The sequence below is a fragment of the Variovorax sp. BGA-UO-ETr-C22 genome (assembly GCF_059567965.1).
Genome location: NZ_JCAQPA010000011.1, coordinates 10,149 through 30,146, shown reverse-complemented (window position 1 = coordinate 30,146; position 19,998 = coordinate 10,149). Strand labels below are relative to the sequence as shown.

The following is a 19,998-nucleotide window of genomic DNA, read 5'->3' as shown; positions in this document are numbered from 1 at the left end:
AGGTCCTCCCATAGTGGGTTGGCCCAGCCTCAGGGGTCTCCTGTAGCGGCTGCCGTTTGGCGGTTCACCGGAAACTTCGAGGCAGTGAAATGGTTGCAATCGTCAGCGGTAACAGTCTGGGCCTGAGCCTGAGTTCCTTGGCTACGCTGGGCCAACGTGGCCAGCTGGGCACCGCAGGGCAGGGCCGAAGCGGCGAGCAGTCCTTTGTCAACATCGCCAACGGCAACCTCGTGCTGCAGGGGCGTGACGATGTCCTCATGGGCCGCGGACTCGACATCCAGGCCGTACGCACCTACAACAGCCAGGGCCTGCTCAGCGACGACAACGGCGACAACTGGAGCGTAGGGGCCTTTGGCCAGAAGGTTGTGCTGACGTCCGGCACAGCGGGAGCGGCCGGAAGCACCCTCACGCGCACCGATCGCGACGGGGCCGAGGCGGTCTACACCTGGGACGCGGCCCGCAGCCGCTACGTCAGCCCTGACGGCGCGGGGGCCTTCGACACCATTGCCTACGACAGTGGTGCCTCCCAATTCGTCTGGACCGACGGCGAAACCGGCCGCATCGAGCGCTACCAGTCCAGCGGTGCGGGTCGCCTGGTCTCCGTCACCGACACCGACGGCAACACCATCAGCTACGCCTACAACGGCAACGGGACCGTGCAGTCCGTCACCGACGCCAATGGGGATGTCAGCTACTACGACTACAGCGGTACCAATCTGACCCAGATCCGCACTGTCTCTGGCGGCGTCACGACCACCACCGTGCACTATGCCTATGACAACCGGGATCGCCTGTTCAGGGTCACCGTCGATCTCTCGCCCGACGACAACTCTGTCTCGGGCAACGACGTCTACGTCACCACCTACACCTACGACGGCAACAGCCAGCGCGTGGCCAGCGTCACGCAAAGCGATGGCACCGCGCTGAGCTTCACCTACGTCCAGGTGGGCGGCACCTACAAGGTCGCCACCGTCACCGATGCTCTGGGCGGCATCACCCGCTTTGGCTACGACAGCGCTCAGAACACCACCACCGTCACCGATCCGCTGGGCGCCCAGTCGGTCTACCTGTACGACGCCCAGGGCCAGCTCACCCAGGTGCGCAGCGGCGTCACCGCCGGCAACGCCAACGGCCTGAGCCAGATCAGCTACGCCTACGACGCCTTGGGCAACGTCACTCTCGTGACCGATGGCGAGGGCCACAAGGTCGCGCTGCAGTACGACGACCACGGCAACCTGACCCGCGAAGTCGACTCGGCCGGCGACACCCGGGTGCGCACCTACAACGGTGCCAACCAACTGCTGACCGACACCATCTACGCCGATGCGGCCGTAGGTGACCGGGGTGCGTTCAACAAGGACGCCGCGCTGCCCGAAACCGCACGCTATGTCTATGCGGCGGGCAATGCCAATCGGCTGCTCTTTGCGATCACGCCGCAGGGCAACGTCACCGAGTACCGCTACGACGCCTACGGCCAGCGCACCCGTGTCATCGAATACGCCGGTGAAGCCTACGACATGACGGCTCTGGCCATCACCGATGTGCCGACCGAGGCACAACTGAACACTTGGGCTGCAGGCCGAGTTCTCACGCGCACCCAACTCACCGAGTTGGTCTATGACGCGCGAGGCCAACTGAGCAGCAGCACCACCTACGCGTCGACCGCGGCCAACGGAAGCGGCGTGGCCGGCACCGCGGCCACCACCCAGTACATCTACGACCAGAGGGGGCTGTTGCTGCAGAAGATCGAGCCAGCAACGACAGCTGGGGGTCCCACCGCCCTCACCACCTACACCTATGACGGCCTGGGCCGAGTTCTCAGCATCAGTGCGCCGTCGCTGGACGGCGGTGCCACGCCTAACACCACGATCACCAGCTACGACGACACCAACGGCAAGACCAGCGTGACCATCGCCAGCGGGCTGGTCACCGTCTCGGCCTACGACAAGGCCGGGCGCCTCGTGAGCGTGACCCAGCAAAGCGCCGGCACCGGCGTGCTGGGCGCCACCATCTATGCCTACGACAAGGACGGCAACCTGCTGATGACGCAGGATCCGACGGGCGTGCGCAAGTGGATGCTGTACGACGAGGCGGGGCGCAAGATTGCCGACATCGATGCCACTGGTGCGGTGATCGAGTACGTCTACAACGCCAACGGGCAGTTGCGAGAAACCATCGCATATGCGACCAAGATCAGCACGGCAAATCTGGTCGATGGCACGGGCAAGCCGACCACGGCATGGAGCGCCACGAACACGGCCACCAGCCTGGATGCGCTTCGGCCTGCGGGGGCGCCCCAGGACCAGAAGGTCTGGCGCTTCTACGACACGGCCAATCGGCTCACCTGGCAGGTGGATGCGCTGGGCTATGTGACGCAGACCACCTATGACGGGGCCTCGCGCATCCTGAGCGTGACGCAACTGGCCAATCCGATCGATGTCAGTCAGTTGGGCAATGGGGCCAACATCGAGTTGCTTGTGAATCCGGCGACCGTGGGTGGAGTCTCACTTGGCGTGAGTGCGGGACTCAATCCGTTGGGCTCGGCGGTGACGCTCACGGCCACTATCGATGGAACGAATCCCGGCGGGATGGTGACCTTCTTCAATGGTGAGACGGTCATCGGCAGTGCGATGGTGGTCAACGGCAAGGCCACGCTGGTCACGAGCGAGTTGCCGGTTGGAGTGAATGGCATTCGTGCGGCCTACTCAGGCGATGTGATCAGGCCGGCGAGTATGTCGGCAGTTGTTTCAAAGACGATCACCGGTGCCACCACGAATGCAGCGCTGAGCTTCTCACCAAATCCTGCGAGCTATGGGCGACCGCTCACCATCTCCGTCGCGTTGACTACGGCGCAGCCGCCAAACTTGGCTGCCGCTACGGGGGAGGTAAAGTTCTATAACGGAACAACGCTGATCGGCGTGGCCTCGGTCGTCAATGGGCTTGCTCTCTTGACACTCGACACCTTGCCGGTGGGGAGTGTGAGCGTGCGTGCGGAGTATGGCGGCGACGCTTTGCATGCGAACTCGGTCACAACGCAGGCACTGCAGGTTCTTCCGGCTCCTACGACTACCACGTTGCAAGTCGATGCAGTCGGCACGTCCAGCAACCTGATCGCGAGGGTGAGCACTGCGCCGGGTCCAGTGCTTGCTCTTGGCGGAACAGTCACGTTCTACAACGGGGCGACTGTCTTAGGTACTGCGTCGGTCGTAGATGGTATCGCCACCCTGTTGTTTGCAGGAGTCGGAGCGGCAAGCTCCTTTCGCGCTGTCTACAGCGGAGATGCGGTAAGCGCTACGAGTCGCACGCCTGATGGAGCGCGCTCTGAGACGGAAGTGACGTTGGCGGCGTCTGCATCGAGCGGGACGCAGGACGACACGATCGTATTGACGGCGCAGATCGCGGGCGCCGGTGCGAGTGGCGTGGTTACGTTCTTCAACGGCAAGACCGTGCTGGGCATGGCCTCGGTCGTCAATGGAACAGCGGTGCTCTCGGTCAACAACCTGCCGGTGGGTCTTAATTCGATCCAGGCCACCTACTCGGGAGACAAGCAGAACCTTGGCAGCGTGACCACGCAAATGGTCTCTGTCAACGTGACGGCGGGTAGCGGCACCGTTCCACCGCTGAACACGACGGGCACGACTCGACCGCTAGTCGACGTCTACGGCGGGACTGCACAGTACGGTCAGGTGGCAGGGGTGTACACCGTCATTCATGGCTACTTGAGTGTAGGAACACTGAACTACTTTGCCGGTGATCAGTTGGTTGGCAGTGTGAATCTTGCCGAGGGCGGTCGGGACTCTTGGTTCCACGCGCAAATTACAGGCATCCCGATGGGCACGCACGAGATGACTGTGGTGTATTCGGGCAGCGCCGACTATGCAAGCGTCAGCTACAAATCACCGGTGACCAACCCATTGGTTGTCGAGCGGGCTCCCATTTCTGTCGGCCTTACGTCCGCTCGGCCCCAAGCGGTGGTGGGTGCCCCACTGACACTTACAGCAACGGTGAAGCACACAACCAATGGTTCGACAGCGCCTGAACCTACTGGAACTGTCACTTTCTACAGCGGCACAACGGTCATTGGGACGGCCGCGATTGTCAACGGCGTGGCAACCCTGGTCACCAGCAGCCTTCCCCTGGGGGCGTCCTACATCAGCGCAAGCTATGCAGGAGATTCCAGCAACGCACCGGCAACCTTTTCATCGTCGTTGTTGCAGCAGATAAACCAATCAGTGGCTGCAATTGGAACGACTGTGAAGTTGGAAGTTTCACAAGAGCCTTCACGCTTCGGATCAGCCGTGCAACTCACGGCTGCCGTCCGTTCGATTTCCAGTGAAGCCTTGAACCCGATTCAAGGAACTGTGGATTTCTACAACGGCACGGTTTATCTGGGGAGGGGAACGGTCGTCAATGGTCAGGCAAGTCTGTCCGTTGGCAGCCTGCCACTGGGAGGCTCCAACCTCAACGCAATCTATTCAGGCGACTCGAGTGGCAATGCCTCAAGTGTTTCGCCTGGTCTGGCGCACCAGACGCTGAACACCATATCCACTTTGGCGCTGACAGCATCCGCGTCGAGTGCGACGCAAGATGAAACAATTCAATTGACGGCGCAGATTGCGGGCGCTGATGCCAGTGGCGTGGTGACGTTCTTGAGCGGCAAGACCGTGCTGGGAACGGCCTTTGTCGTCAATGGAACGGCGGTGCTCTCGGTCAACAACCTACCTGTGGGCCTCAATTCGATCCAGGCCACCTATTCGGGGGACAAGAAAAACTACGGCAGCGTGACCACGCAAGTAGTCTCCGTCAACGTGACTGCGGGCAGCGGTACCGTTCCACCGCTGAACACGACGGGCACGAGTCGGCCACTGATCGATGTCTACGGCGGGACTGCGCAGTACGGCCAGGTGGCGGGGGTGTACACCGTCATCCACGGTTACCTGAGCGTGGGCACGCTGAGCTACTTTGCCGGTGACCAGTTGATTGGCAGCGTGAACCTTGCCGAGGGCGGTAGGGACTCTTGGTTTCACGCGCAAATCACAGGTATCCCGATGGGCACGCACGAGCTGACATTGGTGTATTCGGGCAGCGCCGACTATGCAAGCGTCAGCTACAAGTCGCCGGTGAACAACCCATTGGTTGTCGAGCGGGCTCCCATTTCCGTTGGTCTGACGTCCGCGCGGCCTCAAGCGGTTGTGGGGGCACCACTTGCGCTAACGGCAACGGTGAAGCACGCCACCAACGGTTCAACTGCGCCTGATCCCACAGGGACCGTGACCTTCTACAGCGGTACAACGGTCATTGGGACAGCCACGATTGTCAATGGTGTGGCAACTCTGGTCACCAGCAGTCTTCCCCTGGGGACTGCAAACATTACCGCGAAATACGAAGGGGACGGCAGCAATGCGGTGAGTACATCTGGTGCCCTTGCCCAGCAGGTTGTGGCCGCACCTCTGGCGAGCTCGGTTTCACTGGTGATGTCACCGGCCAATCCGGTGTATGGATCACCGCTGGTCCTCACGGCGACGGGGTCGGGCCAAGGGCGTCCAGAGAACGGCACCGTGAGCTTCTATGACGGTGCCGTGCTATTGGGTACAGCGTCATTGGTGGCAGGAAAAGCCACCTTGAGTGTCAATGATCTAGAGGTCGGATCACACACCATCAAGGCAGTCTATTCCGGCGACGCCAACAACGTCACTTCTCAGACCACAGGTGGTGTCACGATAGGCAAGGCGTCTTCGACGCTGACCAACTTGTCGCCAACTTCGGTTGCCAAGGATGGTTCGCTGTCAGTTCGGATTAATGGCCCTCAGCCTACCGGTCTGATCAGCTTCTACGACGGTGTTCGGCTATTGGGAGCTGCACAGATTGTTGACGGCGTGGCGACCTTGTCCGGTGTGTCACTGCCTCCAGGCACGCACACTTTCATGGCTGCCTACAGTGGCGATGCGCACAACACCGATAGCGAGGTCAGCTTCACCCAAGTCGTTGAAGGCCCTGCGGTTAATACCATCTTGGTCAATCTCGATAATGCGCAGGATCGCACCGTCACTCGCTTGTACAACCGCGATGGGCAGCTTCAGGGCACGGTGGATGCCGAGGGTTACCTCACAGAATACAAGTACAACGCGGCGGGCGAGCAAATCGAAACGCTGGCCTACTACAACCGCGCGGCCACCTTCAACAGCGCTGCCAATCGCATCGCTGCAATCGCCATCGCACGCGCCAGCTACAACCTGGCTGGCTTGCGACCGCAGCGGTGGTACGACCGGGACGCTCAAAGCTACAACTTCTATGATGCCAGGGGCAGATTGGTTGGGCAGGTCGATAACGAGGGGTACCTCACCGAAACGGTGTACGACTCGCGCGGAAACGTCACACAGTCCATTCGCTATGCGGGTCGAGCAGGCGCCGTATCCGCCTCTTCCACACTGGACAGCATCCGCCCTGGGTTGATTCCGCCCCAGGATCAGAAGGTGTTCCAAACCTGGAGCAATGCGAATCAACTCCTGACTCGCACCAACGCAGAAGGAACGGTCACCCAGTTTTCCTACAACAGCGTGGGGCAGCTCGTGCAGACCGTCACTGCCCTGGGCACAGCGGACGAACGAACCAATCGGGTGCGCTACGACATCCAGGGGCGCCTCATCGGTGAACTGGATGGCCGCGGTAGTGACGCTGTAGCCTTGAACGACCCGCTGGTACTGTGGGCGGCCAACGGCACCACTCACACCTACGACACAGCAGGTCGACGCACCAGCACCACCGACGCCAACGGCCGCCGCACTCTATTCTTCTATGACCCCATCGGACGATTGACGTACACCGTCAACGCTCTGGGTGAAGTCACTGAGAGCAAGTACAACGTCCTTGGCCAACTCGATGAGCAGATCGTCTACGGGTCTCGCATCGATGTCGAGGCTCTAGGCAACCTCACCCCCGGCGGCCTGAACTCGGATACCTTGGCCAGTCAGCTCGGTGTCGTGGCGGATGCAACCAAGGACACCCATGTCCTTCATGCCTACAACGCCACGGGTACCGTGGCCAGCACCACGGATGCACTGGGCAGTGCCACCAGCTATTCCTACAACGCCTTCCGAGAGGCCATCGCGAGCAGCCATGCGCTCAAGAGCGGTTATGTCGTCACCGATACCGCCAGCTACGACCGTCGGGGCCTGAAGACCAAGAGTATCAGCGACACGGCGAGCCTTGCCATCACCCAGAGCCAGACGTATGACGCCTTTGGCCGCATCTCCGACAGCTTCGATGGCAACAACAACCGAACCCAAACGACCTACGATCGACAGGGTCGTGTGGCTAGCGTCACCGATGCGCTCAATGGCCAACATATCACCCAATATGACGCCTTCGGTCGTGTGATCTGGACGCGTGACGCGATTGGGCATTGGACCAACTACAGCTACAACCAGGTCAACCGAAGCATCACCGTGACGACCCCGGAGGGCGTGACGGTGACAACGGTTCATACGCGCCAGGGCCAGACCCAGAGCGTGACCGACGGCCGCGGAAACACCACGAGCTACAGCTATGACAAGAGCGGCAACCTCACCGGAAGCAGCGCGCCGTTGAGCGTCACGTCCGCCGCAACCTACGACAAGACCGGCCTGCGCTTGACCAGCACCGATGCGAACGGGGTTGTCACCAACTACACCTACGATGCGGTCAACCGCCTGCTGACCCGCACACTGGACCCCACTGGCCAGAACTTCACCACGGCCTACGCATACGACGCCAAGGGCCAGGCCATCAGCGTCACTGATCCGCGTGGAACGGTGACCACCACCGAGTTTGATCTTGCGGGTCAGACCGTGCGCCAGGTGGTCGACCCTTCGGGCTTGAATCTTGCCACCAGCTATACCCACGACACCACAGGTCAGCTGCTCACGGTCACCGACCCGAAGGGCAACGTCACCGCGTACACCTACGACGGTGCCGGTCGGCGCATCAAGGAACAGATCGACCCCGCAGGGTTGAACCTCACGCGCAGCTACGAGTACGACGCCGCCGGCAACGTGACGCGGTCTATCGATGGCAACAACAATGCCACGCGCTACGCCTACGATGCCAACAACCGTCTGGTCTACACGCTCGATGCGTTGGGCAATCTCTCGAGGCAGGAATACGACGCAGAGGGTAGGGTAGTTCGCCGCACCACGTATGCATCGCCGATCATCACCGCTGGCCTGAGCAATGCGCCCACGGTCGCGCAGATCCAGGCAAAGGTCGTGCTCAGTGCGGGCTCCGACATCATCGAAAGCCGCCGCTACGATCGTGATGGACGACTGCGCTTCAGCGTGGACGGTACCGGTGCTGTCGTCGAGTACAAATACGACAAGGCCAACAATGTCATCGAGACGCGGGCTTATGCCACTCGCATCAACCTGACGAGCTGGAACATCGCCAGCGATCCGCCCGTCACTGTGGATGCAGCGCGCGACGAGCGCGTGCGCACCGTCTACGACGCCCTCAACAGGGCGGCCTGGAAGGTCGATGGTTCGGGAGGTGTGGTTCAGTACTTCTACGACACGAACGGTAACGTCACCGAATCGCGTGCCTATGCGACGGCACTGACCAGTGCTGCATTCGGCAGCTGGAACGGCACGTCAGCCCCCCCGGTGGTCGCCGATCCGACCCGCGATCAGCGCATCCGCACCGTCTACGACACTGCTGGCCGTGCGACCTGGAGCATTGACGCCCTGGGCAATGCCGCCCAGTTCGCCTACGACGCCAATGGCAACGTCGTCAGCAAACGCAGCTACGCCACACCACTCACGACAGCCGCGCTGGCGGCCTGGAATGGCAGCACGGCACCTACCGTTGTCGCCGACGATGCCCATGATCTGCGTGTGCGTAACGTCTATGACGCGGCCAACCGACTGACCTGGAGCGTGGATGGCATCGGCGCCGTCCGCAAGACCGAGTACGACGCCAACGGCAATGTCACGCGCCTGATCCAGTACGCCACGCCCGTTGCGGAAGGCGCCGATCCGGCCAGTGCTGCTACAAGCAACGCCGACCGCATCACGGAATGGGTGTACGACGGGGCCAACCGCAAGGCCTTCCAGCTGGATCGCATCGATCGTGTCACATCTCCTTCGCTGAGTTTCGCCGAAGGCATGGGGCCCTTGCGGGCGCTGCAAGGCTGGCGCTACGACGGCAATGGGAACGTCACCAGCCACACCCGCTACCTCTTCCCCGTGCTCTCCGCTGGGCCGCTCACCTACGAGGCGTTGGCTAATTCTTCTGTGACCTCGGTGGACGACCAGACCACCCGCATGGCCTACGATGCCGCGGGACGACTGTCGTATCAGGTGGATGGCACAGGAGCCGTCACAGGCTTTACCTACGACGGCACCGGCAGCCTCACGCGGCAAGTGCAATACGCCACCCGTATCACCAACGCCTCGCTGCCCAGCAGCGTTGCAGCCAGCGGCACCGACCGCATCACCGTGTTTGCACACGACAGTGTGGGCAGGCGCACCTTCACGGTCGACGCCCTGGGCGGTGTGACACGCGCCATCTACGACGCTTTTGGCAACGTCACCCAGCAGGTCGGGTACGCGAATCTCATCGCAAAGCCCGGACCGACCACGACCTACACCGAGGCCCAGCTTCAAAGTCTATCTTCGGTGCCGCCTGCTTCGGCGATGCTCAAGCCAGGGCAGTCATTGGTGCCAGGGCAAGTCCTCACGTCGGCAAACGGGCGCTATCAGCTGTCGTTCTCGGGCGGATACTTGCGATTTCAAGATCTTCAAGTACCTGGAGGAGGACATTCTTTCACCGGGGATCGGCTTGCCTTCGACAGCGAGGGGCGTTTGCTCCTTTATGCGGGCAACAACGTCGCGACCAACTTCGGGCCGGGGCTGGCCTATCTTGTGGTTCAAGATGATGGATATCTTGCGTTCTACAACAGCCAGGGAGTTCCATCATCCGTTTACGGTGTAAGCGGCGGAAGTTTCAGCCCAGCCTTTTTGGGGGACCCTGGGAACGACCGCATCCAGCGCTTCGCCTACGACCTGGCCAACCGCCAGGTCTTCGCCGTCGACGCCCAAGGTGGAACCACCGAATCCGTCTATGACGGCCTGGGCCAGACCACCGAGAGCCGCCAGTACGCGAAGGCGATCAGTGCGACCGGTCTGAGCACCACCGCCAGCGTGGGCGACATCCGCGCGCGCATAACAGCGGACGTCGCCAACGACCGCATCTCGCGCCAAGTCTTCGACGCAGCCGGTCGGGTGATCTACGGCATCGACGCCTTGGGCTTCGTCACCAAGACAAACTACGACGGCCTGGACCAGGTGCAAGGCATCCTGCAGTACGCGCTGTCCATCCCCTTGGGAACGGCCAACACGGCCGCGGCGATTGCTGCGGCCGTCGTTCTCTCTCCGGACGACCGCAGCAAGAGCTTGGTGTACGACGCGGCCGGGCGCGTCCTTAGTGCCGACACCATGGGCCTCACGGAATCGTGGACCTACGACGTGCTGGGCAACAAGACCAGCTACACCAATGCCAAGCAGGCCGTGTGGACCTATGCCTACGACCGCAGTGGCCGCATGGTGCAGGAGACATCGCCCCAGGTCGAGCTCACGGCCGTCGTCCCTGGAGGAGACGGTCGCTTGCAAGTCGACGCGGCCCACAGTGGCGCGGGCAGCGTCGTCACCCGAATCGAGTACGACCCCTTTGGCAACCTCTACAGACGCACGGAGGCGGTGGGCCGCCCTGAAGAGCGCACCACCGCCTACGTGTACGACCAGGTCGGTCGCCAGATCAAGGTCATCTATCCGCCCGTGGGCGTGTACACCCCCTCGGGCGACACTTTCGCAGTCGATGGCGTCGACAGCCGCCACGACACCGTCCAGACGCTCTACACCGAGACCACCTACGACGCCCTGGGCAACGCCATTGCCAACCGCGACATCGGCGGCAATCGCAGCTACAAGACCTACGACCTCGTCGGCCGCGTGGCCTACGAAGTGGACGCACTGGGCTTCGCCACGGGCTATCAGCGCAACGCCTTCGGTGATGCCACCATCCTGACCCGCTACAGCGCAAGCACCGGCCTGACGACTGCTGGGCCAGCAAGCCTGAGCACGACCCAGGTTCAAGGCGCCATCAATGCCCTGGATGACAACAACCGGAAGATCCTGACCGACTATGACCGCCTGGGACGGGCGATCCAGATCAAGGAACCCACGGTCAGTGTGTATGACAGCAGTCAGACGACAGGTACACCGTACATGGAGGGTGGCAAGACCACCCGCAACACCTACAACACCTTCGGTGAACTCACCCAGGTCGCACAGCAAAAGGACGCCAGCACCTGGACCCTGAGCACCAACTTCTACGACCGCCGCGGCAAGCAGGTGGCCAGCGTCGACGCACTGGGCTACCTGACCACCCAGAATTTCGACATGGCGGGCAACGTCACTATGCGCATCGAGTATGCGAAGGCGGTGAGTTGGACGGGAACCAGCAACCTTGCCGGCTGGACCGGTGCGGTCAACGCGGGCGGCACCCCGCCCACGCCCACGAACCTGGACGTCAACAACGACCGGCGCGTGGACACCGTCTACGACCGCTACAACCGCAAGGTCAGCGAGACGCGCAAGTACGTCGAATACAGCGAAGCGTCCAACGGCATCAGCACGCGCGGCGATCTGACCACCAGCTACGGCTATGACGCCGTGGGCAACCTCACCAGTACCACCGACGCCAAGGGCGCAGTCACCTACAGCTACTACGACGCGCTGGGGCGCGTCACCGCGGTGGCCGAACCCACCCGCACCAGCACAGAGACCGGCGCGGCCATCACGCCGCTGACCGTCTTCCGCCGCGATGCCCACGGCAACGTCGTGCTCAAGACCGAGTACGTCAACGGGGCCGATGCCAACGGCAATCCGCTCAGTCCCAACCCGACACCGTCCATCGTGTCGATTCCCAACCCGGAAGTCGCATTGCTCGAGGGGATGTTCTTCCTGGGCAACCCTGCCGCACCCATGTGGGGCAAGGAGAGCACGATCGGGTACATCGCCAGCGCGCCGTTTGCCGGCAGCAAGCTGCTGTACCGGGGCGTGAACACGGTGCTGAACAAGCACTACTTCACCACCGACGAAGCGGAGTGGCAGGCATGGCTGGCGATCCCGGCCTTCCAGGCCGAGGCACCGGTCGGGTACGTGGCCACGACGGCACAACCGGGCACCACCAAGCTGTATCGCCTGCAAGCGACCGATGGCAGCACGGACATCATCTTCACGACCAGCCTGGACGAGGCCAACGCCCTGGCCAGCGGCAGTCTGGGGCGGCCCTATGCGCTTCAGAACGACGAAATCTACGTCAGCACTAGCGCCCAGGGGCCCTTCGATAGCAAGCTGACCCGCTACTTCAGCGCGTACAACGTCGCGCCGATCACCTGGGGGCTGGATCACCTGTATGTGACGGAAACCATCCAAGCCGCGCTTGACCCGGTGCGCGATGCCGACCTCATTGCCCGCACCGACCGCACCAGCTTCGCCCAGTACGACGCACTGGGCCACACGGTGCAAAGCACCGACGCCATGGGCGTCAATCACTACAGCTCGTACAACAGCCAGGGCCTGATCGCCAAGGAGTGGCAGGGCGTCACCGACAACGCCGGCACCACGCGCACGCTGTTCCGCGCCTACCAATACGACGCGCTGGGCCAGCAGACCCATGTGCTTGACCCTGGCACCGCCACCGACAATCTGGACGCCACCAACGGCGGCGCCCAAACCAACGGGGTCTACGCCACCAATCCGAATGCCAGCGTGACCGTTGGCAGTTATGCGACTGGTGGGACCGAGAACAGCCCAGGCACGCAGGGTTCGAACGGTAAGCTCACGCTGACGCAGTTGGGTAACCTCGTCAAGTCCCCGGGCGGGGCCTTTCAGGTTCAGTTCGACTTCATTACTCCGGACCGTACGGTTGCTGGTGACGAGAGCACGCCCGGAACCACGGAGCCTGGCCACGCCGCAACCTTTGCGCAGACCTTCCTGCCCAGCGCGATCGGGGCTCCGGTGGAACTCGTTCCCAACGAGCCGATCGGCAGCGTCAACCAGATTCGCATCTTCCAACAGGACGGGGCAGGTAACTGGGTGCTGCTGTGGCAAGGCACGGCAGCGCAGGCGGATGGCCAAACCACCGTCAACACGGGAGCCGGCGCCGCCGGTCTCGTGGTCGACAGCGCCATGCAATACAACGCTTTTGGTGAACTGGTTGCCAAGAGCGTCAACGGCAAGGCTGGAGAGTACTTCGACTACGACAAAGCCGGACGCCTGTGGCGCACCAACGCGGGTGATGGCATCGACAAGATCGCTCTGTATGACCTGCAAGGGCGCCAGACGGCCGACGTTCGCAGCGCCGGCACGGGGCGCGGAGATATCAACCTGCGCAGCGTCGCCAATGCTGCGCAGGTGGCGCAGTTGTCGGATGTACGACGCACGGACACCGCCTACGACCTGCTCGGGCGGGTGGTGAGCACGTCCTTGCCGGAGCGCCAGGAACTGCAAGGCGGGGTCAGCGTGAGCACCGGTGCACTGGTCGGCGGCATTGCCGATCGAGCCGTCCACGGCGACGAAGGCTGGAGCGGCACCAACACCGTCAATCTTGGCTGGAACGTGCTGGGAGGCCTGGGAAGTGGTGACGTGAGCGTTCAGCTTTACTACATCCCTGTAGACGCTCAGGGCAACGAAGGGCCTGAACAGCTCAAGACGCAGATCCTCAATGCCATTGAAGGCAACGGAGGTGCAAGCTTCAGCTGGAGCCCTGCGGCCGACGAGGCCTACGGCGGTATCGGCCGCATCTCGCGTGTTGTGGTGGCCAAGAAGGATCTGCAGGCCAACTGGCAGACGCTCATCTCGCAAAACGGCGTGGGCTATGTCGGCCAGAGCCTGCAGGTGGACAGTCCGGATGATCCGAATGCCTCGCTCCAGGTGCAGTACCGCTTGGCCGGCAGCAATGGTGCCTGGAATGAGTTGGCGACCGTGAGATTCGGTGATTCGGCGCGCGGCGATCTGTCCGGGCTACCACTGGGCAGCTACGAGTACCAGGTCACCACCTACGCACCTGGACAGCCCAACCGGGTCACCTCCACAGGGACCTTCGACATCACGCCGCGTCCGCTGTCCACTTTCGGCGTGGCTGGTGTCAACGGAGGAGCGCAGACGCTCGAGTGGCAGGGCCCTGGGAGTGGGGATCTGCAGACCATCCGGGTGCGCGCCGTGGGCGGAGAGTGGAGCGGTCCGTGGGACATTACTCGAGCTGCCGGAAGCGACTGGAGCACCATCAATATCTCCGGCCTGGGAGCGGGGCAGTACGAATACGAGGTTCTGTGGACTCATCCCGGTGAAGCGGGGCCATACGCTCACGCCACGGGCCAGATCAACAAGGTCGCTGGCGTGCCGGGTACCCCTGAGATCCCTGCCCAAGGTCTGCCGCGCATTGACGGCCTGACAGTTGAATCTCGGCAGGAGGTGATCGGGAGCGATGAATCGACGGGCGATATCTACCAGACGGTCTACGTGGTGCGCTTGCCCCCGCCACCGCCGGGCTTGATCAGTGGTTTTGGTATGCGGCCACAGGGCACTGGGGTTCTGTTCTTGCCCCTCACGCTGCAACCTCGCGCGGACGGCTACTGGGAGGCGAACATCACCGGCCAACAGTTCCCGGCGGGTGTCTACGAGTACGCCTACGGCTTCTTCCCCGGCCCGGGTGCAACTGCGACCAGCCATGCCTTGGGCAACATGGTCATCGGCGGCGACGGCAGCGTCTCGATCACAGACACCACGCCAGCTTACGTTCCGGGCGTTCCAGGCACCCCCGACACGCCACCGCAATACGGTTGGAGCGCAACGGACAAGGGCCCGTACCCGATCAGCCAAGACCCGTTGCTGGGTGGCCGCGCTATCGGGCAGAGCGCAGGGCTGAACAATGCAGATCGCAACCTTCGTCCGAAGGTGCTGCAGAACGTCGACCGCTGGGGCAATGTGGTGAGCATCACCGATCCGCGTTCGCAGAGCTGGAAGACCACCTACAGCTACAACGCCAACAACCAGATGGTCTTGCAGGTTCAGACTGACGAGGATGGGAATCCCGGGGCTGATGCCGATGGCAACATCATCAATTCCGAAGCACCGGTCACACGGCTTTACTACGATGCCATGGGGCGCCAGGTGGCAGTGCGCGATGCCAATGACCACGTCAATGGCCAGGAGTGGGACGCAGGCGGCAACCTTGTACGCGAGCTGCATGCCGACGGCAATCTGGTCAGCACCGGCGTGGTCAGCCATGCCTACGATGCGTTCGGCAACAAGGTGCGCACCATCGACGCCATGGGCAACGGCACCTGGTTCCTCAACGACAAGCTCGATCGCCTGGTGCGCACCACGCACATGGCAACGGACATCTGGGGTTGGCCCACGCTTATTGGCCCGGCCGTGATTGGCACGGCGCAGATAACTGAGACAAACACCTGGGACCAGGCCGGTCGCAAGCTCAGTCAAACCAACGGTGCTGGGGAGAAGCTGCGCTACGACTATGACCTGCGCGGCAATCTGATTCGCACAACGCAGCCGCTGAACCAAGTCAGCCGCTCGGCCTACGATGCGCTCAATCGAAAGATACTCGAGGTGGATGCCAACGGCGCACTGTCCACCTGGAAGTACGACTACTTCGGCCAGCTGAAAGGGCATAGCGATATCGGCGGTGCCAACTACAGCTACAGCTATGACAACGCGCGTCAACTGATCGCACAGAGCAACACGCGAGGCCAAAATCTGGGCTACCAATACGACGCAGCGGGTCAATTGGTACGTATCAACGATGCGGGTGTGGGCAAGACCAGCAGCTACAGCTACGACTTGGCGGGCCGTCGCTTGCGGGAGACCCTGGTGCAGGGCGGTGTCACATACCAGGACAACCATATCGCCTACGACGCCTTGGGCCGCATGCGATGGATAGCCGACACGCGTGCTGACATCAGCATCGACTACGACAAGGTCGGCAACCGCACGCGGATCTACACGAAGCTGCGCGATCATTCGCTGAGCACCATGCTGGTCGAGAGTCCCGTGGAGGAAACTAGTGAGCGCTTCTTCCAGTACGACGAGATGAATCGCCAGACGGTGGTCGATGCGACCAACGTCAACGGCGCCCTGGGCACCGAGGGGCATCGCATCACCTATGACTACAACGGCAACCGACGCACAGACACGCGTGAGGGCATGCGCATCAAGGAGCAGGGTGAGGCCGGAAGCGGGCAATGGGTGGCTGAAGCGGGCGAGAGCGTCGAGGTCTACGACTATGACGGTCTGAACCGCCTGACGACCACCGTGCGCGATGGTGCGCTGGTCGAAGCGCGCGGATACGACGGTGCCAGTCGAGTGATCTCAAGTGCGCCAGGTGGCTTGGGGGTGGACTACATCAACCTGCATCGGCAATTGAGTCCGGTCACGGGCAACGATGCACTTCAAGCTCGTCAGAGCATGTACGACGCCAACGGGCGACTGATCCACCAAAAGACGACGGAGTACTTGGTGTCGGACAACGCGGTGAACTACACCTATGACGATGCCGGCAATGTGGTGAGTTACCTCGCGGCCGATACTGTGAGCGGCACCGGCACGTCCACGACCAATACAGTGGATCGAGCCGAAGGATATCGCACCGCCATGAGCTTCACCCAAGGCGCCACCGTCCAAGGGGGGCTGGGGTATGGCTACGACGTCAATGGGCATCTGAATTTCACTGGTGACCCTGGCCAGATGACGCTGCCGACGCTTCGTACACACAATTTCGTGAACGATGCCAACGGCAACGTCCTGTATGCGTACTACGCCTACGAGGGTACGCCGCAAACGCATGTGAATGGGCAGCGTCAGTTGGTGGTCAATGGCGAAGTGCTGGGCCGCTATGGCCTGCTGGCAGACGATCGTTTCGAAGGCACGCCGCTGGCGTCGAACGGACCGCTGTTCAGTGCGCAAAGCGACTTCAGTTTCGGCTACCAGCCGATCAACGGCAACTACCCTTCCGGCAGTCCGGGCAGCTATGCGGTAGGCACGGGCGACACGCTGCAGAGCATTGCCAAGGGAGCGTATGGGGATGCGGGTCTGTGGTACCTGATTGCGGACGCCAACGGCCTGAGCAGCAATGCGGATCTGCGCACGGGGCAAGTGCTGCGCATTCCGGCGACGACGAGCAACGCGAACAACGTCAGCACCTTCAAGCCCTACGACCCCAGCAAAATCGCCAATGACTCGCCCACGATGATGGCTCTGCCGCAGAGCCAGGATGGTGGCTGCGGGGCAGTGGGGCAGATCATCATGGTGGTGGTGGCTGTCGTGGTAACGATTTATACGGCAGGGGCCGCAGCCATGGCTTCGGGGGCTGTAACGGGGACCACTTCGGCGTTCGCTGCTGGAACCACTGTCCTAAGCGGCGGCGCGATTGCTGCTGGGGGCGCCACTTTGGGCGCAGCCGGATTTGGCGCTGCCGCCTTAGGCTCCGCGGTCGTCGGTGGCGCAGTGGGCTCAATTGTTAGTCAAGGCGTTGGTATTGCCATCGGTGCACAAGACGGCTTCAGTTGGAAGGGAGTGGCACTGAGCGCGATCGGCGCAGGAGTGAGTGCCGGGGTGGGGGCGGCTTTCGGGCCTGTGACTTCGACGGGCTTTGACAAGGCCCTTGCGCTGTCCGGGCGCGGCGCGCTTTCGAGCGCCATCACCCAAGGTATCTCGGTTGCTACCGGTTTGCAACGCAGCTTCAATTGGAGAGGTGTCGCAGCCTCCGCGGTTGGGGCGGGCGTCGGCTCCATAGTGAGCGACGTTGTAGCCCCTGTCTTCGGGAATGCACCGCTCGGTCAGTTCGCAACCCGCGCGACAAGCGGATTCGCGGCAGGCTTGACCGCTGCAGCCATGCGCGGCGGGCGTGTGAGTGTGACCCAAGTGGCTACGGATGCGTTTGGCAATGCGTTGGGAGACAGCATTGCGGCAGCTAGTGGGCAGCAGGCCGAAACTCAACGCGTAAAGGAAGTCCTTGACTCTATTGGTGCGCAATACAAGGTTGACGAGAACGGGAGCCTGCGCAGCGATGCGAATCGCATGACACTCGAGTATGTTCAAGCACTCGCCAAATCTGGGGCTTCGACTGAAGACTTCCAAAAGATTCTGACGAACCCGTCGATTCAGTCGGGTCTGGCAAAGCTCGATTACGGTACATCCGGCAGAACTGATGATGAGATCTTTACTGCTTCAAACAACTTCATTCGAGGTAGAACTGCCGCCGTTCAGGAAGCGGCCGAGGCGGCAACTTCCGAGTCTCTCGGCATCAATTCGGTCGCGACGCTGCCGAGCGTTACCGTTGTTGCGGATACTAGTGGTGAGCCCACAGTGGAAGCGAGGACTGGTCGCATACTCACGGGTGGGCTTGAGGTAGCTGACGGGCTACTCGACCTCTATAACGAGCATCCACGTTTAGCTGCTCTGGCATACACCGGAACCAAGGCGGTGGTTACCGGTGGGCCAGTGAAGTCCATTGTGATGGGCATTGGTCGCGCTGTAGCTAGCGACGCGATCAGTAGCGCAAGAGGGCAGCTTAGTAACTACTTGCAAGAATCCGTCTCGTCGTGGGTTACCGACTGGGCATCTGACCGCAATCTGCAGATTCAGATGCACATCGCTGGCAACGATCTGCAGCTCGGGCCTAGCGCTTTCGGTGCTGCCGCTGGACAGCTTGCAGGGATGATCGGTGACGCCATACTTGATGGTGGTGTCAAGTTATTTGCCGATCGGACCTCCAATGTTCGGAGCATTGTTCAGAGAGAAAGAGTAGAAACGGCAAATGGCTTCGGTGTGGGCCAAGGGCGTGCTGAGGCCCGCATGGGAATGGATGCGGGGGAGGGATTCAGGCACACAGCCACGATAGGTGGAGCAGGGGGTAACGGAAACACGGGCGTCAATTTGGAGCTCAAATACAAACGGGGTTGGACAGCGGAACAACGAGCGGATGCCGATATGAAGGTTAAATTTCTAAACGACAGCCCGCTTACTGAGACGTCTACAGCCACACGTTCTGGTACATCGGCCGCAGCTCGATACAGAAAAGAAGTGGGGCCTATTCCTCCAGGCAAAGACGTTGACCATAAGCAGGATTTGCAGCTCAATGGCGCGGATGATATCCGTGCCAATGGTTGGTTATTGGATAAGAGTGTTAATCGAAGTCTTGGGCCTCAAATTTATAATCAAACGAAAAGCCTCCCCTTGGGCACTCGAATTAATGATGTCACAATAAAGGACCGATGATGTACGAAATATTTTCCAAGGCTTTTTCCTCGGATTTATTGGAAATATCGCGACATGAAAAGAAAGCTCCTTCTTCGCAAAATTGGCAACTTGTTGAACTAATTTCTCAGCATGGCGGGAAGTCGTTCAATAATGGCCTTTATCGCGTTTTGCCATCGGATGATTTGAGCCGTTGGTGTTTGATTTTGGAGAATGCCTTTCCTCAATTCACAGGGAAAATCACACCTTTTTCGGTGGACTGGTTGGGCCGAGTCTTTGCGCTTGATGCTACGCGAGTAGTTGATGGCCAACCGGCGGTTGCAATGTTTGAGCCAGGCACTGCCGAAGTACTAGAGGTCCCATGCAATTTAGAAAACTTTCACGAAAGCGAGCTTATCGAATATCGAGAGGCTGCATTGGCGGAGAGCTTCTACGAGCAATGGCGGGCAAGCGGTGGCGCAGTTCCTAGTCTCGGGCAATGTATTGGGTACAAAAAACCACTGTTTCTTGGCGGTGCAGACACCGTGAGCAATTTGACGGTTTGGGATTTGGATGTTTATTGGGAGATCTTGACGCAATTGATTTCGAGGGTGAAAGGCTTGCCTGCTGGCTCAGCGATTGAGAACATCACTATTTCTTAAGTAGGGCACTGTTGTGCAACCCGAATTCTGGGCAAGTCTCTCCCTACCCC

The 19,998-nt window shown here is 61.3% G+C and carries 2 protein-coding genes; both read left to right on the top strand.

The window, feature by feature from the left end; genetic code table 11:
• The first annotated feature begins 89 nt into the window (after positions 1-89).
• Complete coding sequence (locus AC57B8_RS20000; protein WP_496480560.1) at positions 90-19,328, top strand: Ig-like domain repeat protein; 19,239 nt, start codon at positions 90-92, stop codon at positions 19,326-19,328.
• Positions 19,328-19,948: a T6SS immunity protein Tdi1 domain-containing protein gene (locus AC57B8_RS19995; protein ID WP_496480559.1), complete on the top strand. Its 621-nt coding sequence runs from the start codon at positions 19,328-19,330 to the stop codon at positions 19,946-19,948. Before AC57B8_RS20000 ends, AC57B8_RS19995 begins: the two co-directional genes overlap by 1 nt.
• Positions 19,949-19,998: the final 50 nt, after the last annotated feature.

Excerpts from the sequence above, each read along its gene's own strand:
- AC57B8_RS20000 (WP_496480560.1), top strand. The coding sequence starts at position 90 with ATGGTTGCAATCGTCAGCGGTAACAGTCTGGGCCTGAGCCTGAGTTCC.
- AC57B8_RS19995 (WP_496480559.1), top strand. The coding sequence starts at position 19,328 with ATGTACGAAATATTTTCCAAGGCTTTTTCCTCGGATTTATTGGAAATA.